Annotated in this window: 14 protein-coding genes; 9 read left to right on the forward strand and 5 right to left on the reverse strand. The window is 64.6% G+C overall.

Features of this window, described 5'->3' with window-relative positions; genetic code table 11:
- Window positions 1–61 precede the first annotated feature (61 nt).
- Window positions 62–1,180: a type IV pilin domain-containing protein gene (locus ACSC1P_RS08830; protein WP_435359777.1), complete on the reverse strand. Its 1,119-nt coding sequence runs from the start codon at window positions 1,178–1,180 to the stop codon at window positions 62–64.
- Window positions 1,181–1,381: 201 nt separating this feature from the next.
- Between ACSC1P_RS08830 and ACSC1P_RS08835 the strand changes: the two genes are divergently transcribed.
- Complete coding sequence (locus ACSC1P_RS08835) at window positions 1,382–2,020, forward strand: hypothetical protein (RefSeq protein ID WP_435359778.1); 639 nt, start codon at window positions 1,382–1,384, stop codon at window positions 2,018–2,020.
- Window positions 2,021–2,162: 142 nt separating this feature from the next.
- On the opposite strand, the gene ACSC1P_RS08840 is transcribed toward ACSC1P_RS08835, so the two are convergent.
- The gene (locus ACSC1P_RS08840) at window positions 2,163–4,556 is read right to left on the reverse strand and encodes a PAS domain S-box protein (protein ID WP_435359779.1); all 2,394 of its coding nucleotides are present in this window, start codon (window positions 4,554–4,556) and stop codon (window positions 2,163–2,165) included.
- 208 nt (window positions 4,557–4,764) lie between these two features.
- Here ACSC1P_RS08840 and ACSC1P_RS08845 point away from each other — a divergent pair, with 208 nt between their 5' ends.
- Complete coding sequence (locus ACSC1P_RS08845; protein WP_435359780.1) at window positions 4,765–6,048, forward strand: adenosylhomocysteinase; 1,284 nt, start codon at window positions 4,765–4,767, stop codon at window positions 6,046–6,048.
- A gap of 225 nt (window positions 6,049–6,273) precedes the next feature.
- Window positions 6,274–8,340 carry a coiled-coil domain-containing protein gene (locus ACSC1P_RS08850; protein ID WP_435359781.1) on the forward strand — a complete coding sequence of 689 codons (2,067 nt, stop codon included), beginning with the start codon at window positions 6,274–6,276 and terminating at the stop codon, window positions 8,338–8,340.
- 44 nt (window positions 8,341–8,384) lie between these two features.
- Here ACSC1P_RS08850 and ACSC1P_RS08855 read toward each other — a convergent pair whose 3' ends face one another.
- Window positions 8,385–9,197, reverse strand: coding sequence for a formate/nitrite transporter family protein (locus ACSC1P_RS08855; RefSeq protein ID WP_435359782.1), 813 nt, complete (start codon window positions 9,195–9,197; stop codon window positions 8,385–8,387).
- Window positions 9,198–9,297: 100 nt separating this feature from the next.
- Here ACSC1P_RS08855 and hjc point away from each other — a divergent pair, with 100 nt between their 5' ends.
- A complete protein-coding gene (gene hjc, locus ACSC1P_RS08860) occupies window positions 9,298–9,726 on the forward strand; it encodes a Holliday junction resolvase Hjc (protein ID WP_435359783.1) in 429 nt (142 codons plus the stop codon).
- Between the two features lie 207 nt (window positions 9,727–9,933).
- On the opposite strand, the gene ACSC1P_RS08865 is transcribed toward hjc, so the two are convergent.
- Entirely contained in the window at window positions 9,934–10,524 is a 591-nt protein-coding gene (locus tag ACSC1P_RS08865) for an SWIM zinc finger family protein (protein WP_435359784.1), read from the reverse strand.
- 254 nt (window positions 10,525–10,778) lie between these two features.
- On the opposite strand from ACSC1P_RS08865, the gene ACSC1P_RS08870 reads away from it, so the two are divergent.
- The 5 genes from ACSC1P_RS08870 (at window position 10,779) to ACSC1P_RS08890 (ending at window position 14,460) form a co-directional block, all read left to right on the forward strand.
- Complete coding sequence (locus tag ACSC1P_RS08870; protein ID WP_435359785.1) at window positions 10,779–11,126, forward strand: DUF7471 family protein; 348 nt, start codon at window positions 10,779–10,781, stop codon at window positions 11,124–11,126.
- The gene (locus tag ACSC1P_RS08875; protein WP_435359786.1) at window positions 11,119–11,631 is read left to right on the forward strand and encodes a winged helix-turn-helix transcriptional regulator; all 513 of its coding nucleotides are present in this window, start codon (window positions 11,119–11,121) and stop codon (window positions 11,629–11,631) included. The genes ACSC1P_RS08870 and ACSC1P_RS08875 overlap by 8 nt, the downstream gene beginning before the upstream one ends.
- Before the next feature lie 82 nt (window positions 11,632–11,713).
- Complete coding sequence (locus ACSC1P_RS08880) at window positions 11,714–13,015, forward strand: DUF7405 family protein (protein ID WP_435359787.1); 1,302 nt, start codon at window positions 11,714–11,716, stop codon at window positions 13,013–13,015.
- A 119-nt stretch (window positions 13,016–13,134) separates the two neighbouring features.
- Window positions 13,135–14,187: a DUF7350 domain-containing protein gene (locus ACSC1P_RS08885; RefSeq protein WP_435359788.1), complete on the forward strand. Its 1,053-nt coding sequence runs from the start codon at window positions 13,135–13,137 to the stop codon at window positions 14,185–14,187.
- Window positions 14,188–14,250: 63 nt separating this feature from the next.
- On the forward strand, window positions 14,251–14,460 hold the full coding sequence (locus tag ACSC1P_RS08890; RefSeq protein WP_435359789.1) for a DUF7472 family protein: 210 nt from the start codon (window positions 14,251–14,253) through the stop codon (window positions 14,458–14,460).
- Between the two features lie 25 nt (window positions 14,461–14,485).
- On the opposite strand, the gene ACSC1P_RS08895 is transcribed toward ACSC1P_RS08890, so the two are convergent.
- A complete protein-coding gene (locus ACSC1P_RS08895) occupies window positions 14,486–15,739 on the reverse strand; it encodes a DNA primase regulatory subunit PriL (RefSeq protein WP_435359790.1) in 1,254 nt (417 codons plus the stop codon).
- Between the last annotated feature and the right edge of the window lie 116 nt (window positions 15,740–15,855).

The following is a 15,855-nucleotide window of genomic DNA, read 5'->3' on the forward strand; positions in this document are numbered from 1 at the left end:
TTCGGGGGGAGCACGAACCACGATGTGAAACCGGACGGGGCGGCCGGACAGGAACGGTGAGTTACCGTTCACTGGCCGGTCGTCGCGACTCCGGCGGTACGGCGCGAATCAGGGTATTCTCGACGACATCGTTAGTCACCGACAGGTCGTCCCGTTCGACGGAGAATCGCGCCGGCATACGTCCGTCCGCGACCACGTATGTCGCCGTCGAGTTCTCGTACACGTGGACGTTCCGGAACTGTGACCCGGCGGTCGGGTCGCCGCCGGCCGTCTGTGACGGACAGCCAGACACCGGCCCGGATGGGCCGTTCGGGTCACAGTCGGTGACGAACAACAGGTAGTCCGCCGACCCAGTGTGCCCGTTGTCCCGATACAGTTCTCCGATGGGCACCTCGTAGCGGACCCAGCCGTCGCCGACTGCGTAATACTCCGCGCTGGCGAACTGTGAGACGTTCTCGCCCCAGTTCTGGATGCCGGCGACCTGCACGACGCGGCTGGCACTCTGCGTGGTCGTGTCCGTCTCGAAACCGATGCCGTGGATGTCGCCCTCGCTGTCGCTCCGGAAGTCGAACGCGAGCATCGTGTCTTCCGTGACGGTGTAGGAGTAGTCGACGTACTTCCACTGGTTGCCACGCATCGTGACGGTCGCCCCACCGTCTTCGACTGTCGACTCACCGGCACGGTCCTGATTCCCCGTCGCGAACGACTGGACTCCCGACCCGAGTTCGAAGTCTGCGACCGTCGGCGTGGTCCCAGTCGAGAGGGTCTGTCGCCCGATGACCGTGTTCGACGGATCGTGAACGAGGCGCACCGTGACGCTCGGGTTCGAAAGCAGGTGCGTGACGCCCAGCACCTCACTGGCGACCAGTCGCCCGTCGGTGTCGGCCGAGCGCCGACTGAACGACGACAGGGGAATTCGCGTACTCGTTCCACCGTCGTCGACGACGAGGACCGCCTCGTCGACCGGGAGTTCGTCACCGCCCTGATGCGCCAGTACGAGCGTCTGTGCGTCCCCGCCGGCCGCTTCGACCGTCACGTCGACCGACGCTTGCGGTGGGTCCTGCAATACGCCCGGAACCGCGTCGAAGACGAACACACCCGTCGCTGCCACCATCACCAGCGCCACCGCGACCATCAACAGGACTGCGACTGGTGACGTGGCTCCTCGGTCCCCCAACATACCGACACCTCCGCGCGCCAACAATATGAGGACACTGGCCACGCCGACTCGGCGACGGTACCGATATCCGAAATAAACGTCGAGAATCGTTTTTGAACCGAACGCAGCCTGTAAAATCCGTCTCGGAACCGGGATGGAACGACTGAACCATCTGAACGTCGATACGGGTTTATCGTGGTCTCTCGCCGACGAGTAGCCGTGATGCAAGCGAAAACCCCCATCGCTGTGTTCGCAGTGCTCGGCCTGCTACTCGCGACGGTCGTACCCGCAGCCGCCGCGGCCGGCCCGACGCAGACCAACTACTCGACCGACGACGGGCTGCTCTCCCTGAGCGACCTGCCGGACGACAACACCACGAACGAGACCGACGACAACACCACGACCAACGTGACGGACAACGTCACGAACGAGACCGAAACGGGCGACAACTTCACCGACAACACCACGGACGACAACTTCACGTCCAACCAGAGCAGCGAAGACGCGATGAACGAGTTCGTCCAGAAGCTGCACTCGTACATCGACTCGGTCAAGAACGACACGAACGTCTCCGCCCCGGGACGGCTCATCTCCGGCTGGGTCCTCGCGCACAACCCGGGCAACGCACCGGACCACGCGGGTCCGCCGAGCGACACCCCGCCGGGACAGGCCGGCAAGACGAACAACTCGTCACAGGGACCACCGGCAGACGTGCCGGGCCAGAGGGGTAACGAGACCGCATCGAACGGCCCCGGCGACAAGGGCAACAACGGCCACGGTAGCGACAAGGAGAAGGGCAACAACGGAAACGGCCCAAAGAAGGCCATCGAGACGTTCGTCAGCCTCCTCTCGTTCGACTGACCGAGACACGTCGATACGACAGTTTTCGCTATTTCAGGACGATAACCCGACGAGCGACGCCACCGCGTGAACGGTGAATACACACGTCGTTCGACCCAGAAACAGTTTCAGCCGAGTCTCCTCTCCTCTCGATCCGACTCGACTACGGTCGTGGCAGCACGACCGTGAACACCGCACCGCCATCCTCCTGATTGTATGCGTCGACCTGCCCGCCATAGGACTCGATTATCTCTCGGACGAGATACAGGCCGAAGCCGGTACCCGGACTGTCGAACCCTTTCCGACCCTTCTCGAACACGGCATCGAGTATCTCGTCTTCGATACCGGGACCGTTGTCCGCGACGTGGACGACGGCCTCGTCGTCACCGATACGCACGTCGACGTGGATGATGGCTTTCGGCTTGTCGTTGTGCTGAACCGCGTTGGTCAGGAGGTTCTCGAACACTTCCGGCAGCAGGTCGTCTGCCATCACGTCGACCGCTGGGATACCGTCGCACTCGTAGACGGCGTCGTCGTAGGCGTTACTCGCCTTCATAATCTCGTCTTCGAGTATCTCACCCAGTGGCACCGGTTCTGGCTCGTGTTCCTCACCCTCGACGATGGCCTTCATGAACGCCCGCATCGTCTCGATGAGGTCGATCATGTCGTCGACCCGGTTCTCGACCGTCTCTCTGTGGGTCTCGTAGTCCGGGTCGACGTGCCCTTCGAGCAGGCCGGCACGGGCGTGGACGACGTTCATCCCGTTGAGCAGGTTGTGCCGGATGATACGGTTCATGAACTCGAGGCGCTCGCGCTCGTGTTCGATCTGCTGTTCGTGCTGGCGACGCTCGGTCATGTCCCGCGTGACCTTGAGGTAGCCACGCAGTTCGCCGTCGTCGCCACGGAGTGCGGTGAGGTGGACGTTCGCCCAGAATCGAGAGCCGTCTTTGCGCAGCCGCCACCCCTCGTCGATGGCCCTGCCTTCTGCCGCCGCCTGTTCGAGGAGCGCCGCCGGCCGGCCCTCTTCGAGCGCTTCCTCCGGGTAGAACGTCGAGATGTGTTTCCCGACGATTTCGTCGGCCGTGTAGCCCTTGATGGACTCGGCACCGCGGTTCCATCCCTCGACGTATCCCTCCGTGTCGGTACGGAAGATGGCGTAGTCCTCGACGTCCTCGACGATGGACTCCAACTGTTCGCGCGTCTCCTGAATCTCCTTTTCCTGTCGCTGGTCGTGTTTCAGGTGCTCGAACTCGTGGCTCAGCGAGTTGGCCATGATGTCGAGCAGTGCGAGTTCCCACTCGGCCGTCTCGGGCCGCGGGTCGGGGTCGGAGAACGCGAGGACGCCTTCGAACACTCCTTCGACGTACACCGGCACGCCGACGTAGTACTCGAACCCAAACTGTTGGTACGAGTTCGACTCGGTGAGCTCGGGCCACTCGTCGGAGAGGTGTTCGACGTGCTGCAGGTTCCCCGACTCGACGACCTGGGAGAGGTACGTCTCTTCGACGGCGATTGCCCAGCCCTCTTCGAGGTCGATGTCTGGGATGTCGCTCTTGACCGACTTGACGATGGCCTCACCGTTGGCGACCTGCGAGTACACCGCGTGGTCAACGTCGAGCATCTCCTTCCCGAGTGAGAGCAGCGCTTCGAGGCGTGCGTTGAACGGGGTCGAGCGGTCGAGTAGCACGTCGTGCAGTTCGCGAAGGGTGCGCTCGCGCCGTTCGAGCAACTGGTTCGAGCCCTTTCGCTCGGTGATGTCCGTGTAGTGTTCGATACGCCCGCCACTGTACAGCCCCGACTCGATGGGCTGGCTCCAGTGTTCGAGCCAGCGGTCCTGCCCGTCACTGACGACGTGACACTCGAAGTTTTCCTCGTAGGTGTTGTTCGCGTAGGTCGCTTTGACTAGCGTGGCGAATCGGTCGGGGTCTTCGAACCTGTCTTTGAACTGCTCGTCGACGAGTTGGCGCTTGTCACGACCGACGACAGCCTTTCGGTCGACGCCGAAGTACTCCTCGGTCGCCTCGTTCACCCAGACGACGCGGAAGTCGGAGTCGAGAATCCAGATGCCCACGTCGGAACTGTCGAGCACGTCCTCGGTGAGTGACCGATACCGTTCTTCGCTCTCTTCGAGCTGACGCTGGTCCTCCTGTTGTCTCGCACTGTACAATCCGATAGCGCCACCGGCGACGAAGCCGATGAGGGCGGTGTTGGTGACCGCGATGGCGACCTGTCCAGTGTTCCCGTCCTGAATGAGCGTTTCAGTCCCGATGAACCAGAGTTCGAGGACCGTCGCGGCGATGACCGCACTGGCGCTCCACTTCGCGATGTGGACGACCCGCTCTTCGGGCCAGCCGGTGTACCAGAGCCATATCGCCGCGACGATCATCACGAGCGTCAACAGACCCGGGAACGTGAACTGGAAGACAGCACTCGAAATCGAGTCCCCGTTCGTGACGTCGAGATAAACATCGTAGAGCTGCACGGCCAGGAGCGAGGACCCGATGAGAACGAGGCTCCCCACCCCGAGGAGCCGTCGCCGTTCCTGAGAGACAGCCATGGAACAATCTAACCGACCGAGTATAAAAAGGGAGAGACCTACATGGATAGGTGCGGAAGCGAGAACGTCGTCGCGAGATTCCCTTGCCTCGTCTGGTTTTGCCACACCACATTCTGGCGGTCGCGGTGACTCGGAATAGGCAATCGGGACGCCCGAAAGACGGACTCGCTTCGGTAGGGTTTTTTCGCCCCTCCCCGAGCGTTCTCGCATGAGCAACTACCCGACGATTACGGAGCAACTCGACGATGCGGAATCGGCGAGTGCCGAGGGACGCCGCAAGATGGACTGGGCACGACAGCACATGCCCATCCTCGAAGCACTGCGCGAGGAGTACGAGGCCGACCAGCCCTTCGAGGGCCAGCGCATCGGCATGGCGATGCACGTCGAGGCGAAGACGGCGAACCTCGTCGAACTGCTCGCCGACGGTGGCGCGGAAGTCGCCGTCACCGGCTGCAACCCGCTCTCCACACACGACGACGTGTCCGCCGCACTGGACACCCACGAGAACATCCAGTGCTTCGCGAAGCGTGGCGTCGACGACGAGGAGTACTACGAGGCCATCGAGGCAGTCATCGACATCACGCCGACCATCACGGTCGACGACGGCATGGACATGGTCGCGGCCATCCACGAGGACTACCCCGAACTCATCGACGGTATCGTCGGTGGGTGTGAGGAGACCACCACTGGTGTTCACCGCCTGCGCGCGATGGACGACGACGGTGCGCTGAAGTACCCCGTCTTCGCCGTCAACGACACGCCGATGAAGACGCTGTTCGACAACGTCCACGGCACCGGCGAGTCCGCACTGGCCTCCATCGCCATGACCACAAACCTCTCGTGGGCCGGCAAGACCGTCGTCGTCGCCGGGTACGGCTACTGTGGCAAGGGCGTCGCGAAGAAGGCCTCTGGCCAGAACGCGAACGTCGTCGTCACCGAAGTCGAACCGCGCCGCGCCCTCGAAGCCCACATGGAAGGCTACGACGTGCTGCCGATGTCCGAGGCCGCCGAAGTCGGCGACGTGTTCATCACGACGACCGGCAACCGCGACGTCGTCTGCGAGGAGCACTTCGAGCAGATGCAAGACGGTGTCCTGCTCGCGAACGCCGGCCACTTCGACATCGAAATCGACCTCGACGCACTCGACGACCTCGCAGTCGACCGCTACGAGGCCCGTGACGGCGTCGAGGCCTACGAGATGGCCGACGGCCGCCGTCTGAACGTCCTCGCGGAGGGTCGCCTCGTCAACCTCGCGGCACCCATCGCGCTCGGCCACCCGGTCGAGGTCATGGACCAGTCCTTCGGCGTGCAGGCCGTCGCGGTCCGCGAACTCGTCGACAACGGCGACGAGTACGGCCCGGGCGTCCACGAGGTCCCCGACGACCTCGACAAGCGCGTCGCCGAAATCAAACTCGCCGCCGAGGGCGTCGAGTTCGACGCGCTGACCGACGAACAGCGCGAGTACATGGGGTCGTGGGAACACGGGACCTGAGACCGGTCGCAGTTCCGAACCGACCACGCCACTGACGCGACCGAAACCGGCTGTCACCCCCGATGGCCACAAGCGTTATCTACGACGAACGTTCGTCCGACCCCTTCGGCGTCTGCGTATTTTAGCCACTATTTTCTCGAAAATTACCCACAGCAGCCCGGGAAACCTTATTTTCACGACAATTTCCGATACCGTGAAATGGTTCCAGAGTGAGATACGCTTAGCGTGACGGAGGATACCGAACTAACGACAGGTGAGGAGGCCGTTGACTGGCCTCCCGCCGACGGCGAGGCAGTCCTCGTCGCAGAACAGGGCGTGCGGGTCCGCAAGTGGGTGACAGAACGTGGGACATCGGTTCCGGTCGTGAACTACGACGTCGCATCGATGCGCGACGAACCGGTGGTTCTCGAACTCCACGACGAGACACCGAACGAACTATCGCGGGACGACGTGGGTTTCCACGAGGACTACGAGGCAGACAACTGGCGGCGCGTGGGTGAGCAGGGGATTTCGTTCAGCCGCCGGTTCGAACCTGGTGAGTCCGTGACCACGGTGTACGGCATCCGACAGTCGACACTCGACGAACCGAAGACGTTTCTCACACGACCGACGGTGACGGTCACGGCCGTCGACGAACTGGCCGACGGCGACGACGGCATGGACGCCGTCGACCCCGCGATGGACGCAGACGCCGTCCCGACGCTCGACCTCGACGACGACGAGGCGGTCGACGACGCGTTCGCAGACGTCGGACTCGACGACGACGTTGGGTTCGACAGCGACGACGAGCGCGAGGCCGAGGCCGACACGGACGACGACCCGGTCGAAGCGCTCGACCTCGACGACCCGACCGACGAGCAGCCCGCCAGTGCTGACACGGCCGAGCAACACGGCGACACCGATGCTGTGGCCGCCGGCGAACTCGGCATCGACGACAGCGTCGCGTCGACGTTAGCGGCCGAATTCCGGGCCGAGAACGTCCCGGAGGACGACCGCGACGTCATCGCCAAGGAACTCAATCTCGAACTCTCTGATTCGACGGCCGCGTTCCTCGACCGCCTGCGCGACCGGGCGGACGAACAGCGCGAGCGACTCGAACGCGACATCGACGAACTGGAATCGAGCATCACCGAAGTGTACGGGTTGAAGGCGGACGCCTCCGACCTGCAACAGACCCGTAGCGAACTCGAAGCGCTCGACGAGCGGAAGGCCGAAGACGACGCCCTCGCGACGGTCCGCGACGCCGTCGAAGTGCTCTCGGACGCGAAAGCCGAGGCGACTCGTCTCGACCGCGTCACCGAACGACTCGACGACCTCGAATCGGTCGCCGCGACCGACGAACGCGTCGATGGCATCGAATCGGACCTCGACGAATTGGACGAGGCGGCGGCGCGTGCCGACGACCTCGACGCACTCGAAGCCGACGTGGCCGACCTCGACCACCGCTCCGCGACGGTCCGCGGACTGGCCGAGACCGAGCGTGGCCTCGCGGGACTCGACGAGGCCGCCGCTCGTGCCGACGACCTCGACGCACTCGACGAACGCCTCGACGAGACTGAAACGCGACTCGACGACCGACTCGACGAAGCCGAGGCACGGTTCGACGAGGACATCGACGACCTGCAGTCGGAGCGCGAGGCCGCGACAGCCGAAGTGCGCGACGACCTCGAAACGGCCATCGACGAGACGAACGACCGACTCGACTCCGACATCGAGGCCGTCCGCCGCGAACGCGAGGCTGCGACCGGTGACCTCCGCGACGACATGGCGGCAGACCTCGAACAGACTCGCGGTGACCTCGAATCACAGCTCGAAGCGAGTCACGACGAACTCGAAGGAGAAACCGACGCACTCCGTGAGTCGACCGACGAAGACGTGGCAGCCATCGAGGACACACTCGAACGGGAGTACGTGACACAGGACGACATCGACCAGGCCATCGTCGACCGCGTCGACAACAGTCTCCGCGCGTCGCTGTTGCTCGCGGTCGGCTCTGGCGGCATCCTGCTCTCGCTCGTACTGGCCGCGACCAGTCAGGGCTCGCTCGCACTCAGTTCGTTCGTCCTCGGTGCCGTGTTACTCGGCGGCTGGTGGTACCTCCAGCCGGGCAGCATCGACCTCCAGAGCGGCGACGACGGCACGACGACGACCGGCGACGCGTTCGATTCGACGGCCGCAGACGACGGGACCGAGACGGTCGAGGGGTCCGACGGTGTCGACGAGCAGGCAGCAGACGAAGTGACCGACGACGCCGACGAGGAGTCGGCGACCGTCGAAGCGAGCGACGACTGACCTCGTCCGTCACCCACTGTTTCTCTCCAGTCGCGTCGGCGGACCTACTGCGCCCCGCGAACGGTGTGACCGTACTTCAACAGCGCCACGAACGTCGTGCCGCCGATGACGTTGCCGATGGTGGCAGCAGCCATGTACCGTGCGTACTGGGCCACCTCGACGCCGCCAGCGAAGACGGCTGCGAGCACTTCGACGTTACCCGCGATGCAGTGCGGGAGGTGCGCCAGCCCGATGGTGACCGTGACGATCCAGACGACGAGCATCCGACCGGTCGTCTCCTGTGCGGCGGTCACGAGCCACGAGAGCAGGCCCATCAACCAGCCGGCGAGGACTGCCCCGACGAGCAGTTCGAGGAAGCCGTGGTCGACCAGCGGCTTCGCTATCTCGGTGAACGCAGCGAGTTCCGCGATGCCGAACGCCGGTGCGGCCGCGACAGCGAGGCCAGCGAACAACGCGCCACCGACGACGTTCGCGGCGTAGACGACACCCCAGAGTCGGCCGAGGTCTGAGAGGCCAGCCCGGCGGTCGATGACGGGGAGGACCGCGAGTGTCGTGTGTTCTGTGAACAACTCCGAGCGACCGAGGACGACGAAGACGAAACCGACGGTGTAGGCGTTCGCCAGTAGGAGCTTCGTTGCTGGCTCGCCCCAGGTGTCGCCGACGAGCGTGAGCAAGACGACCATGAGCAGCGGGCCGAATCCGATGTCGAGGCCGGCCGAGAGACCGGAGAGGAACAGGCCGTCGACCGAGCGTTGCAACTGGTTCATGCCCTCTTCGATCTGTTCGGCGAGGATGGTCGTCGACGGTTTCTGCTCGTCGGAGTCGTACGACTGCCCGCCCGGCAAATCCTCTGACATTCCGTTGGTCAGAGAACGGCAGCGACGACGAAAAACGGCGAGCCTATTTCGGGCGACTGCGGTCGTCCGACTTAAGAACCGCCGTCTCCGAGATGGGTGCATGAGTTCGAACCGGAAGGGCGACCGACGGGAGCGAGAGCTCGTCAACAGACTCGACGAGGCTGGCTTCGCCGTCATGCGCGCCCCGGCGAGTGGGAGCGCGACGGAGCGAGAGTTGCCCGACGTGCTGGCTGGCAACGGCGACGTGTTCTACGCGATCGAGGCGAAAGCCTCCGCTGGCCGACCCATCTATCTCGACGGCGAGGAAGTCGAAGCACTGCTCTTTTTCGCACAGAACTTCGGTGCGAAGGCGCGTATCGCCGCGCGCTTCGACCGCGAGGACTGGTACTTCTTCCACCCGGCGGACCTCTACGTGACCGACGGTGGCAACTACCGGGTCAAGAAAGAGACGGCACTGGAGTCGGGCACCGACTTCGAGGAGTTCGTCGGCGGGTCGAAGAAACGAAGTCTCGACGACTTCGAGGCCTAAGCGACTGTTGAACCGAACGGCGTCAGCACTGACTATCGCTGAAAAATGGCGAACAGGCGGTGCGCGTTTCTGGCTCCCGTTGCACCGCACACCCGCGAGGCGGCAGCCAGTGAGTCGTCAGGACACGACTCGTTTGGCCGCTGTTTCTGGCATAAAGCATCGGATGCAGTGAGAGAGCCGGGCCGACGCTGGGCCCACGACGAGACGTTAGTTCTCCGCTCGGGTCAACCGGGAGACTGGGAACGTGTAGACCCGCAACGAGTCCGGTTTCACGCCGCCGCGCTCGACGTCAACGGTCGGGAACACCGCGCTGACGACGGGGTCGTCGGCCGGATACCCCCGGTTGGTCGCGTACTCGGCGACCGTACAGTCGTGGGCTGGGATTCGTACTTCGTCGGCGTGGCGGGGCGAGACGCCGAGGACGAGGACGGTCCCGCCGGTCTCTCGGTCGACGGCGAGGTCACCGCGCTCGAACCGGTGACGTTCGCAGAGGTGTGGCTCCAGTGCGTCGACCGGGACGAACAGGCCGTCCGCACAGACCGCACAGGTCACGGCTCGGTGGCCCGGCGGCGGGACGCTTCCTTCGGTAATCTCGATAGCGACGCGCCGGAGGTGCTTACAGCGTTCGTCACGGAACGCGTGGTCGGGACAGGTACAGCGACGGGTCGCCACGTCGACGAGATACGTGTGACCGGTTTCGGTCTCGACCTCGTACAGCGTCGTCCCGAAGGCGTGGACCGCCATCGGTTCTTCGCGTGCCCGGCGCGACCGCTCGTCGAGGTGTGCATTGGTCGGCACGGATAGTGTCGTCTTCTGTGACGCGGGTGTGTTTCTGGTGTGCGCCATGTGTTTCACCGCCAGAGCAGCGACGTAGCCGCCGCTCCAGCTTCGAGTAGAAATATGGGCCCAGCAGTCGTAAGTCTTTCACCCGTTTATCCGCACCAGATACGCCCATCTGCCACTGTGTGGACCGTTTCGAGTCGAGTGAAGAGTCTCTGGAGCCCAGCGGCCAATCGAACGGTTCAGGTGTTTCGAGTCGCTATGTCTGAACGATGTCCCCTCTGCCGTCGGACCTCGCGCTCCACGCGAGTGCGACCGTCGACCCGCTGTTACTCGGCGTCCTCGCGGTCGCCGCGCTCGGGTCGGCGCTGCTGCTCGGGTTGGGGCTGGCAGCCTACTTGCGCCGCCGGTCACGCCCGTACATGCTCATCGCGCTCGCGCTCGGGACCATCGCGGCGCGCTCCGCCGTCGCGTGGGTTACGATGCTCGGTGCGGTCGAGCCGACCGCACACCACCTCGTCGAGCACGGCCTCGACGTGGTGATGGCCGCACTCGTCGTCGGGGCGGTATGGTACGCCCGCGACGTCCGACAGGCACAGGGGGTCGACCGCCATGACTGAGCCACGACACCGAATCGAGCACGCAATCGACGAACAGCCCGGCGTCCACTTCAACGAACTCGTCCGGTCGCTCCCGTTCGCGGCCGGGCACGTCCAGTATCACGTCCGCGACCTCGTCGCCGACGAATCCGTCGTTCGTGACGAGCTGTTCGGCCGAACACACTACTTCCCACCCGGCTACGACGAGTTCGAGCGCTCCGCAATCGCGCTCGTTCGCCGTGAAACGTCGCGTGACGTACTGGCGACGCTCATCGAGGAGGAAGAAGCACGACCCGGCGAACTCGCCGACGCGGTCGGCGTCGCCCGCTCGACGCTCGAACACCACGTCGACAACCTTCGGGCGGCTGGACTGGTCGAGAAGGAGCGCGATGCGCGCAATCGTGTCACGCTCGTGCTCGCAGACCCAAACCGGACCGCCGACCTGCTGGCCGACGTGACGCCGACGCTACCCGACCGACTCGTCGACCGGTTCACTCGGTTGGTCGACGACCTGCTCGCGCAGTAGGTTCGACCGCGCCGTGTCGTGGTTCACCCTTTCGACGCATGCACCACGCTGCTTTTTGCAGGGTAGTTCTTACCGCAATCCAATGAAGCCACGCGACAGCCGCGGCATCCCGCGCCGCGAGTTCGTCAAGTCGGCCGTCGCTATCGGTGGAACAGCGGCCCTCGCCGCCTGTCTGGACCGTGGCGGCGACGAGGCGACGATTCCGACGGGCCGCGACGACCCCGCGAGTCTGCCCGCCCGCCAGCACGCCTGGAACCAGTTCCTCTCGAAAGACGACCACGGGAACGTCGTCAACGCCCGCCATCACGTCCTCCTCTATCTCGACTACGCGGGCGAGGGCACGCCGACCGCCGACGAACGCGAGACGGTCGAAACTGCCTTCCAGTCGCTCGAACGCGCCTACGAGTACTCGAACGAGGGACTGCTCTTCACCGTGGGGTACTCTCCGGCGTACTTCGACCGCTTCGACGGCGAGTTGCCCGATTCGGTCGACCTGCCCGCCCCGGAAGCGCTCTCGCCGTTCGAGGAACCGACGTTCGACACGAACGACGCCGTCGTCCACCTCGCCAGCGACCACGGTTCCGTCGTCCTCGAAGCCGAGGAAGCACTGAAGGGCACCCGCGAGGAGGCGAACGGCGTGTCGATGGACGCGACGCTCGCGGACGTGTTCGAGTTCCCGAGCGAGTTCCCCGGCCGCCGGACCGGTTTCGTCGGCGCAGGACTTCCGGCGGAGAACCAGGACGTGAAGGGCATCCCGGAAGAGGCCGACATCGACGAGGACTCACCACTGTACATGGGGTTCAAATCCGGCTTCGAGAAGAATCAGGCCACCGAGGACCGCGTCACCATCCAGTCCGGCCCGTTCGCCGAGGGGACGACCCAGCACGTCTCGCGCATCCGCCTGCGCCTGGACGACTGGTACGTCGAACAGGACCGCGAGGACCGCGTCGCCGAGATGTTCTGTCCGGCCCACGCGAACTCGGGCAAGGTCGAAGGCGTCGGCGACAACCTCGGGAACTCCTCCGGCGTCACCGAGGAAGGCTGCGTCGAGAGCATCGACGAGGACGCCCGCGAGTACGGCCGTATCGGGCACACCCAGAAGACGGCCAAGGCCCGCGAGAACGACCGGCCCATCATCCTCCGACGCGACTTCGACTCGACGGACATGGGCGAGGCCGGCCTGCACTTCCTCGCGCTCCACCGCGAGATTTCGGACTTCGTGAAGACGCGCGAAGCGATGAACGGGACCGAGCACACGGAACACCCGACGATTCGGACCCGAGTGAACAACGGTATCCTCGAATACACGTTCGTCAAGCGCCGCGGGAACTTCCTGCTGCCGCCACGTGGGAAGCGGGCGCTGCCGTCGCCGACAGGCGAGTGAGTCCGTCACACCGCCCCCGACACAGACCGACACATCGAACGACTGTTTCGACGGCTGAACTACTCGGTTTCGACCGATAAACCAGAAACCGTTTTTGAGGGAGTCACCCATCCTACAGTATGAACAGACGTTCGTTCCTCGCGGCCGGCGCCAGTGCCACGGCTGCCGGGCTTGCTGGCTGTATGGGCCTGTTAGAGACACAGACAGCAGGCATCCCGCCCGTTCTCTCTGACCGCCCCGACGCGGTGTACTTCCCGACCCACATCGAGGGAATGAAGATGTCGGACATGACGATGACCGGTGACTACGGTATCGGGCTGATGTACAGCTACCCGCACCGTTTCTGGACCGTGGACGGGACCAGCACCGACATCCAGAAGATTCGCTCGCAGGACGCGGCACACGTCATGGTCGCCGTCTGGGACAAGCAGTCGAAAGTGGTCCTCCCCGACGCCGGTGTCAGTATCGAGGTGACGAAAGACGGCGAACTCGTGACTGAAGAGACCATCTACCCGATGCTCTCGCAGCCGATGGGCTTTCACTACGGCGCGAACTTCCCGCTCGACGGGACGGCGACGTACCAGGTGAAAGCCTCCATCAGCGGTCTCTCCGGCGTCCGGACGACCGGCGAGTACGGGGGCAAGTTCGAGGAAGGAGCGTCGGCGACGCTCAAGTTCAGCTACAGCGAGGCCGAGAAGCAGAACATCATGTTCGAGTTGACGGACGACGAGGCCGGGAGCCAGAAAGCGGTCCCACCGATGGACATGAAGATGCCCTCCGGTGTCGCGCCGCCGCCGTCCGAACTGCCGGGAACCGCGCTCGGCGCACCGAAGACTGGCGACGCGGTGCTGGCGACGCAAGCCGTCGAGGCCGACCGGTTCGGCGACGGCACGCATCTCGCCGTCTCCGCGCGTACGCCGTACAACCGGATGGTAATCCCCCTCATGGGTGTACGGGCGACGGTGACTCGCGACGGCGAGACGGTGTTCGACGACCAGCTGCAGTCCACGTTCGACCCCGAACTCCACCACCACTACGGCGCGACGCTCGACTCGCTCGAATCCGGCGACGAGGTGACGCTCGAAGTCACGACCCCGCCGCAGGTCGCCCGTCACGAGGGGTACGAGACCGCCTTCTTGCAGTTCGACCCCGTGACGCTCACGGTCGAGTAGACCCTTTTTCCACGCCGTTGCGACACGCTTTTGCCTCGTGCGCGGAAAGCGCGTCGTAACGACATGGACTCGGCAACACTCAAAGAAATCGTCGTCTCCAGCGGGGCCGTCATGGCCATCCTCGCGGTCATGGTCTACATCGGGATGACCTACGGCGACGAACAGGGCGTGCTCACGAACGAGGGCGGGCAGGCACTCGCGATGGCCATCGCCGGGTTCGTGGTCATGCTCTCCGTCATCGGCTACACCCGCAAGTACTGGCTCGGCCAGTAACACGTAGAAAAGACGGCTCTTCTGGTCAGTCGCTGCTCGCGTCGACCCGCGTCTTGTAGTACGCTAGCGGATGCGAGATTTCCGCGCAGACCTCGTCCTGATTCACACAGTCACCCTGTGTCTGTATCGTCGCACACGACGCCGGCGGATACTCGATACCGTCCTTTTCGCTGGCGAGTTTCCCCATCTGGTAGCGGATGCGCTCTGCGAGTTCGTCGTCCGCCGAGACGATGGCGACGAGTTCCTCCGCCGACAGCCCGACGGTCGCACAGAACGCGGTGAGCGTGAACCACGAGTGCGCTGGCAGGTCCTCGCCGTCGCGCGCCCGGTCGAGTAAGGCAGCCACACAGGGCGGGAACAGGTCGGGTTGCACCGCGCCGAACTGTGTCGGCAGTGCGGGGTCCGAGAGCACGTCCTCAATCTGGCCGACTTCGTCGTCGAGGTGTGCCCCGATGGGCTCCGGCACGTCGAACGGGAGGCCCGCAGCGACGCGCTCCTCGATGGCTCCGCGCAACAGGGTGAGCAGTTCGGTCCGAGTGACCGGCACCATCCCGTCGACCAGACTCCGCCGGGGGAGTCGCCACGCGTCGTCGTCGCGGTCACCGGTGAGTCGGAGATACGGCCCGACGGCGACCTGGTAGCCCTCGTCGGTCGACGTGACCGAGTCGGCGAGGTCGAACTCGTCGAGGAGTCGGTCGACCGTCAGCGAACTCCCACTGGTCGATTTGAGCTGTGTCGAGGTGTCGAGGTCTGCGACGACGCGCTCGTGGGCGGTCGCGGCCTCGGCCAATGCGTACGTTCGTGTCACCACGTGGTCGTCGACGAGCGAGACGATGACGCGCGCCACCGGATACGAGAGGAGTTCGGTCCGTGGGTCGCGTCGCATCTCGCCAGTCGTGTGTTCCGTCAGGGCGGTTGTCACCCGCTCGACGGCGCGGTCGACCGCCGGGTCGTCGTCCCGGGCGACCAGTTCGCCGAGGTCGACGTCCGCGGCGTCGACGGCCTCCCGAGCGGCCGCGAAGAACGGATACCGGGCGTGGAGACGGTCCATCGACGTGACGTTCCGGTCGCGCTCTGATAAACACGACGGTCGCTGTGGGTTGTGGGTGTTGCTGACGCGGTCGGGTAACTGCAGCGTCGGCTGGTTCGTGGCGGTGTCGTCGAGTCTGTTGTCGCTTTTGACGCGGTTGCCGTCGTCGCTGAGAAGCACAGCACGAATGCTGGTGTGCATGACCGCAGCCACATCCTCCCCAACCGACTCCTCACTCGCTTCGCTCACGGGTCGTTTCACTCCCCGTTCGCGTCGAGGCGACTTTGTCGCCTCGCACCGCTCGTTCGTCATCCCTCGCACGACTATACTTCGCAGGCTTCACTGCGTTCAGCCATGCTCAGCAG

Origin of the sequence: Haloarchaeobius caseinilyticus (assembly GCF_051207395.1) — an archaeon.
In the GTDB taxonomy this organism is placed as follows: Archaea; Halobacteriota; Halobacteria; order Halobacteriales; family Natrialbaceae; genus Haloarchaeobius.

What these genes read in the sequence shown, in the direction of transcription:
- ACSC1P_RS08830 (WP_435359777.1), bottom strand. Translation starts at nt 1,180, where the DNA reads ATGTTGGGGGACCGAGGAGCCACGTCACCAGTCGCAGTCCTGTTGATG.
- ACSC1P_RS08835 (WP_435359778.1), top strand. Translation starts at nt 1,382, where the DNA reads ATGCAAGCGAAAACCCCCATCGCTGTGTTCGCAGTGCTCGGCCTGCTA.
- ACSC1P_RS08840 (WP_435359779.1), bottom strand. Translation starts at nt 4,556, where the DNA reads ATGGCTGTCTCTCAGGAACGGCGACGGCTCCTCGGGGTGGGGAGCCTC.
- ACSC1P_RS08845 (WP_435359780.1), top strand. Translation starts at nt 4,765, where the DNA reads ATGAGCAACTACCCGACGATTACGGAGCAACTCGACGATGCGGAATCG.
- ACSC1P_RS08855 (WP_435359782.1), bottom strand. Translation starts at nt 9,197, where the DNA reads ATGTCAGAGGATTTGCCGGGCGGGCAGTCGTACGACTCCGACGAGCAG.
- hjc (WP_435359783.1), top strand. Translation starts at nt 9,298, where the DNA reads ATGAGTTCGAACCGGAAGGGCGACCGACGGGAGCGAGAGCTCGTCAAC.
- ACSC1P_RS08870 (WP_435359785.1), top strand. Translation starts at nt 10,779, where the DNA reads ATGTCCCCTCTGCCGTCGGACCTCGCGCTCCACGCGAGTGCGACCGTC.
- ACSC1P_RS08875 (WP_435359786.1), top strand. Translation starts at nt 11,119, where the DNA reads ATGACTGAGCCACGACACCGAATCGAGCACGCAATCGACGAACAGCCC.
- ACSC1P_RS08880 (WP_435359787.1), top strand. Translation starts at nt 11,714, where the DNA reads ATGAAGCCACGCGACAGCCGCGGCATCCCGCGCCGCGAGTTCGTCAAG.
- ACSC1P_RS08885 (WP_435359788.1), top strand. Translation starts at nt 13,135, where the DNA reads ATGAACAGACGTTCGTTCCTCGCGGCCGGCGCCAGTGCCACGGCTGCC.
- ACSC1P_RS08890 (WP_435359789.1), top strand. Translation starts at nt 14,251, where the DNA reads ATGGACTCGGCAACACTCAAAGAAATCGTCGTCTCCAGCGGGGCCGTC.